Here is a 6,048-nt window from a genome sequence, read left to right as displayed (position 1 = left end):
GTCTAATTTCGGATAACAATCATCCGTATTCAAACTTGAAGGTGTTTTTATTTGTCTCATCTTATGGGGTCAGTCCCATCCAGCCCGGCGTTTTTTTTATAGCGTATCACACTTCACTCCGACGACACCTTGAATTTCTTTAATATCATAATAGACGTCAGTAGTGTAGCGGTTTTTATGAACACTGACTTTCACTTCCATAATCGGAAATTCTTTTTCGCCCAGATCATCAATCCGGACGGAGTGAATGCGGAGCTGTTTGCTTTTCATTTCCTTTAAAATCTCGGTCATTTTGTCTTTATCGGAAAGAGACATTCTCACGCGGATATCTTTTTCCTTCAAGCGGTTGGGACCGATTTTTCTGATCAGCCACGGAAGAAATTCGACGCTGATCAGGATAAACAAGAGGCTTGCGAACGCCTCTTTATAAAAGCCGGCGCCTGTAGCCAGACCGAGCCCGGCTGCGCCCCAGATGATGGCCGATGTCGTCAGGCCGGATATGACGTCATTGCTTTTACGCAGGATCACGCCTGCGCCGATAAAACCGACGCCGGAAATGATTTGGGCGGGAAGGCGGAGCGGATCCATCATGATTCGGTAATATTTTGGGAAATGATATGCCGCATTAATGCTGACGATCGTCAGCATACAGGAGCTGACGGCGATGACGATACAGGTTTTCAGTCCGAGCGGTTTGTTTTTCAGCTCGCGTTCAAGACCGATGATCATGCCGATCAGCGTGGCAATGCCCAGCTTTAATAAAATGTCTGGTTCGATAGGCCAGCTCAATTTGCACAGCACCTCCGCAATTTTTCTTATAATAAATTGATATGATTTTCTCACAGTATTTATAGCAGGACAAGTGCGGAAGAAAAAAGCCGTCAGGGATAAAATCTGACGGCTTTTTGTCTATTTCTTGTTTTTCAAAAGAGCTTCCATCCGGCTGAACAGCTGATAAGAAGCATCGGCCGGTTTTTTTGTCAGCAGACTGACGGCAATACCGGCAATCAGACTGAGGAAGAACCCCGGAATGATTTCGTATACGCCGGTTGAAGCGGCAAGCCCTGTCGTGATCCAGATTAAAACGGCCGCGGCCCCGGTAATCATCGCCGCAAGCGCTCCCCATTCATTCATCCGTTTCCAGTACAGACTGAGCAAGAGCGCCGGGCCGATAGCCGAACCGAAACCTGCCCACGCATATCCGACCAGATCAAGAATGGTGCTGTTCGGATTCATGGAAAGCAAAATGGCGATAACGGCCACGATCAATACCGACAGGCGTCCGGTCATGACCAATTCTTTATCGCTCGCTTCCCGTCTGAAAAAGGCGCGGTATAAATCTTCCGTAATGGCGCTTGCCGTTACGAGAAGCTGTGAGGAAATGGAACTCATGATCGCCGCTAAAATCGCGGACAGCAAGAAGCCCGTAATCAGCGGATGGAACAAGATTTTAGAAAAAATAATGAAAATCGTTTCCGGATCTTTTACGGAGACTCCGAAGTGATGAGAATACGCAACCCCGATAATCCCGGTAAGCAATGAACCGACAACTGAAATAACCATCCAGCTCATCCCGATTCTGCGGGCGGGTTTTAAATCTTTCACTTCTTTAATCGCCATAAATCGTACGATGATATGAGGCTGGCCGTAATAGCCGAGTCCCCATGCCAAATAAGAAATAATGCTAATGACGCTCGCGCCTTTAAAGATATCCAATAGTTTCGGGTTAACGGCGTTGATCGAATCAATCGTCGTTGAAACGCTCCCGAGCTGGGTAAAAGCAACGATCGGCACAAGCACTAATGCCGCAAACATGATCGCTCCCTGTACAAAGTCAGTCAGACTGACAGCGAGGAAACCGCCAAACAGCGTGTAAAGCACAACAACACCGGCCGTTAAAAACAAACCGAATTTGTAGTCGGCGCCGAATGCCGATTCAAATAACCTGCCTCCGGATACCATCCCGGACGATGTGTACAGTGTGAAAAAGATCATAATAATCACGGCGGAAACAATTTTCAGCAATGATGACGAGTGGCGGAACCGTTTATCGAAAAAATCGGGAATCGTAATCGCATCATCCGCAACTTCCGTGTAAGCGCGCAGCCTCGGAGCAAGCAGCAGATAATTTGAATACGCGCCGATCGTCAAACCGAGCGCCAGCCATAAGGTCGATAACCCCGTTGCGAACATTGCGCCGGGAACTCCCATCAGCATCCATGCGCTCATATCGGCCGCACCTGCGGACAGCGCCGTTACGAACGGGCCGAGTCCTCTTCCGCCCAGCATGTAATCATTAATATTCGTTGTCTTCCTGAATGCGTACCAGCCGATTAACAGCATGGCAGCAAAGTAAATGCCAAGAGATATAATTAGTTCAATACTCACGTTTTTGGACCCTCTCTTCTTTCATGTAAATGTTGCATCACCTCTGTAGATTAGTAGTGCCGGAATATGCGCCGGCGATCCAGCCTTTAGTCGTCATTCCATGCGGATCGCATGATTTAGTGCTGGCTATGGTTACTAAACCTAACAAAGTATCCCCGATCAATCAACTCTCGAAACCTGGCCCGCTCAAGGAAAAAATCCCCGCCAACATAGAACAGCTTAGAGATGAAAACGCTACCAATAAATTATAAAAGTAAAAATTTTCTGACATATAATTCGTTTCTCTTTCTCCCCGATTTAGGATAAAATAGAGAGGGTTTCATCATGCCTCAGAAGGCGGCGTTTTGTTGCTTTAGAGGGCTCGTTTTTGATATGATCAGTATTATATGACGAAACGGAGAATTATGCGGAGGTGGATCTTATGTCACGAATTTCTATAGAAGAAGTAAAGCATGTCGCTCATTTGGCGAGACTCGCCATTACGGATGAAGAAGCTGAAATGTTCACAGAACAGCTTGACAGCATCATCTCGTTTGCCGAGGAGCTTAATGAAGTGGACACGGATAACGTGGAACCGACAACACACGTGCTGAAAATGAAAAACGTAATGAGAGAAGATGAAGCGGGTAAAGGCCTTCCGGTCGAGGATGTCATGAAAAATGCTCCCGATCATAAAGACGGCTATGTCCGTGTGCCATCTATTCTGGATTAAAGGAGGGAGACAGTATGTCATTATTTGATCACAAAATCACAGAACTGAAACAAATGATACATAAAAAAGAAATCAAGATTTCCGATCTTGTTGATGAATCTTACAAACGGATCGCATCCGTGGATGATAAGGTGCAGGCGTTTTTACAGCTTGATGAAGAAAGAGCCCGCGCTTACGCGAAAGAACTTGACGAAGCGGTTGACGGACGGTCTGAACACGGTCTTCTCTTCGGAATGCCGATCGGCGTCAAAGACAACATCGTGACCAAAGGGCTTCGCACAACATGCTCAAGCAAAATCCTCGAAAACTTCGATCCGATTTACGATGCGACGGTTGTGGAGCGCCTTCAAGCCGCTGAAGCCGTAACGATCGGAAAGCTGAATATGGACGAGTTCGCGATGGGTTCTTCTACTGAAAACTCCGCGTACAAAGCGACGAAAAACCCTTGGAATCTCGATACGGTTCCCGGCGGATCAAGCGGCGGTTCCGCAGCTGCGGTTGCCGCGGGCGAAGTTCCGTTTTCACTCGGATCTGATACGGGCGGCTCCATCCGCCAGCCGGCTTCTTTCTGCGGCGTCGTCGGATTAAAGCCTACATACGGACGCGTGTCGCGTTACGGTTTGGTCGCTTTTGCGTCTTCACTGGACCAGATCGGGCCGATCACAAGAAACGTAGAAGATAACGCATTCCTGCTTCAGGCGATTTCAGGCCCGGACAAAATGGACTCTACGAGCGCCAATGTCGAAGTGCCGGACTTTCTTTCTTCATTAACTGGCGATATTAAAGGCTTAAAAATCGCCGTACCGAAAGAATATCTCGGAGAAGGCGTCGGCAAAGAAGCGAAAGAATCGGTTTTAGCCGCTTTAAAAGTGCTTGAAGACCTCGGAGCGACATGGGAAGAAGTATCTCTGCCGCACAGCAAATACGCGCTTGCGACGTATTATCTGCTGTCTTCTTCCGAAGCGTCTGCAAACCTTGCGCGCTTTGACGGCATCCGCTACGGCTACCGCTCAGACAATGCGGACAACCTGATCGACCTTTATAAACAGACACGCTCTGAAGGATTCGGCAATGAAGTGAAGCGCCGCATCATGCTCGGCACCTTCGCGCTCAGCTCCGGCTACTATGACGCGTATTACAAAAAAGCGCAAAAAGTGCGCACGCTTATTAAGAAAGATTTTGAAGATGTATTTGAGAAATACGATGTCATCGTCGGACCGACAACGCCGACACCGGCATTCAAAATCGGCGAAAAAACCAGCGATCCGCTCACAATGTACGCCAACGATATTTTAACGATCCCTGTCAACCTCGCGGGTGTGCCGGGAATCAGCGTGCCGTGCGGATTTGCGGACGGACTGCCGCTCGGACTGCAAATCATCGGAAAACACTTCGATGAAGGCACTGTATACCGCGTCGCTCATGCTTTTGAGCAGGCAACAGATCATCATAAAGCGAAACCTGAACTGTAAGGGGTGAAATGAAGTGAACTTTGAAACGGTAATCGGACTTGAAGTCCATGTGGAATTAAAAACAAAATCTAAAATTTTCTCAAGCTCACCGACGCCATTCGGCGCGGAAGCGAATACCCAAACGAGCGTCATCGACCTTGGCTATCCCGGCGTGCTGCCCGTTTTGAACAAAGAAGCGGTCGAATTCGCGATGAAAGCCGCAATGGCTTTGAACTGCGAAATCGCAACGGATACGAAGTTTGACCGGAAAAACTATTTCTATCCCGACAACCCGAAGGCATATCAAATTTCTCAATTTGACAAGCCGATCGGCGAAAACGGCTGGATCGAAATCGAAGTCGGCGGAAAAACGAAAAAAATCGGCATTACCCGTCTTCACCTTGAAGAAGATGCGGGAAAACTGACACATACGGGTGACGGCTATTCCCTCGTTGACTTCAACCGCCAGGGCACGCCGCTTGTCGAGATTGTATCTGAGCCGGATATCCGCACACCGGAGGAAGCTTACGCATATCTCGAAAAGCTGAAATCAATTATTCAATACACAGGTGTTTCCGACTGTAAAATGGAAGAAGGTTCACTGCGCTGTGACGCCAACATTTCCCTCCGTCCGATCGGCCAGGAGAAATTCGGCACAAAAACGGAGCTGAAAAACCTGAACTCCTTCGCGTTCGTGCAAAAAGGACTTGAGCATGAAGAAAAACGCCAGGAGCAGGTGCTTCTGTCAGGCGGAGTCATTCAGCAGGAGACGCGCCGCTATGATGAAGCGACGAAAAAAACCATTTTGATGCGTGTCAAAGAAGGTTCTGACGACTATCGTTATTTCCCTGAGCCTGACCTTGTCGAGCTCTACATTGATGACGAATGGAAAGAACGCGTAAGAGCAACCATTCCTGAGCTTCCGGACGAGCGCCGCAAGCGTTATATCGAAGAGCTCGGCCTGCCGGCTTATGACGCAATGGTTCTGACGCTGACGAAAGAAATGGCTGATTTCTTCGAAGAAACGGTCAATAAAGGCGCAGAAGCCAAGCAGGCATCAAACTGGCTGATGGGTGAAGTCTCAGCTTACCTGAACGCCGAACAAAAAGAGCTTGAGGATGTCGCACTGACTCCTGAAGGCCTTGCCGGCATGATTAAGCTGATTGAAAAAGGAACCATCTCGTCTAAAATCGCGAAGAAAGTCTTTAAAGAATTAATTGAAAAAGGCGGCGACGCAGAAAAAATTGTCAAAGAAAAAGGCCTCGTGCAGATTTCTGACGAAAGCGTGCTTCTGAAGCTGGTAACAGATGCGCTTGACAGCAACCCGCAGTCAATTGAAGACTTCAAAAACGGAAAAGACCGCGCGATCGGCTTCCTTGTCGGGCAGATTATGAAAGCCTCAAAAGGACAGGCCAACCCGCCGATGGTCAACAAGATCTTGCTTGAAGAAATCAAAAAACGATAAAAAAAAGCAGCCGCCTTTAAGGGAGCTGCTGA

5 protein-coding genes are annotated in these 6,048 nt (G+C 48.1%); 3 read left to right on the top strand and 2 right to left on the bottom strand.

Annotation, left to right across the window (positions count from 1 at the left end; all coding sequences use genetic code 11):
• Positions 1-96: 96 nt before the first annotated feature.
• Together G9F50_RS14770 and putP are read right to left on the bottom strand one after the other, a co-directional pair.
• The gene (locus G9F50_RS14770) at positions 97-789 is read right to left on the bottom strand and encodes an MgtC/SapB family protein (protein ID WP_003155735.1); all 693 of its coding nucleotides are present in this window, start codon (positions 787-789) and stop codon (positions 97-99) included.
• A 120-nt stretch (positions 790-909) separates the two neighbouring features.
• A complete protein-coding gene (gene putP, locus G9F50_RS14765) occupies positions 910-2,388 on the bottom strand; it encodes a sodium/proline symporter PutP (RefSeq protein WP_007408914.1) in 1,479 nt (492 codons plus the stop codon).
• Between the two features lie 421 nt (positions 2,389-2,809).
• Here putP and gatC point away from each other — a divergent pair, with 421 nt between their 5' ends.
• Genes gatC through gatB form a run of 3 tightly spaced genes read left to right on the top strand, consistent with a single transcriptional unit; the run spans position 2,810 to position 6,016 of the window.
• Complete coding sequence (gene gatC, locus G9F50_RS14760; RefSeq protein ID WP_003155732.1) at positions 2,810-3,100, top strand: Asp-tRNA(Asn)/Glu-tRNA(Gln) amidotransferase subunit GatC; 291 nt, start codon at positions 2,810-2,812, stop codon at positions 3,098-3,100.
• A gap of 14 nt (positions 3,101-3,114) precedes the next feature.
• The gene (gene gatA / locus G9F50_RS14755; RefSeq protein ID WP_007609878.1) at positions 3,115-4,572 is read left to right on the top strand and encodes an Asp-tRNA(Asn)/Glu-tRNA(Gln) amidotransferase subunit GatA; all 1,458 of its coding nucleotides are present in this window, start codon (positions 3,115-3,117) and stop codon (positions 4,570-4,572) included.
• A gap of 13 nt (positions 4,573-4,585) precedes the next feature.
• A complete protein-coding gene (gene gatB, locus G9F50_RS14750; RefSeq protein WP_003155730.1) occupies positions 4,586-6,016 on the top strand; it encodes an Asp-tRNA(Asn)/Glu-tRNA(Gln) amidotransferase subunit GatB in 1,431 nt (476 codons plus the stop codon).
• The last annotated feature ends 32 nt before the right edge of the window (positions 6,017-6,048 follow it).

The organism is Bacillus sp. EKM206B (assembly GCF_011066015.1).
GTDB classification, from domain to species: Bacteria; Bacillota; Bacilli; order Bacillales; family Bacillaceae; genus Bacillus; species Bacillus velezensis.
The sequence above is the reverse complement of the archived record's forward strand: the minus strand, read 5'-3'. Positions and strand labels throughout refer to the sequence as shown.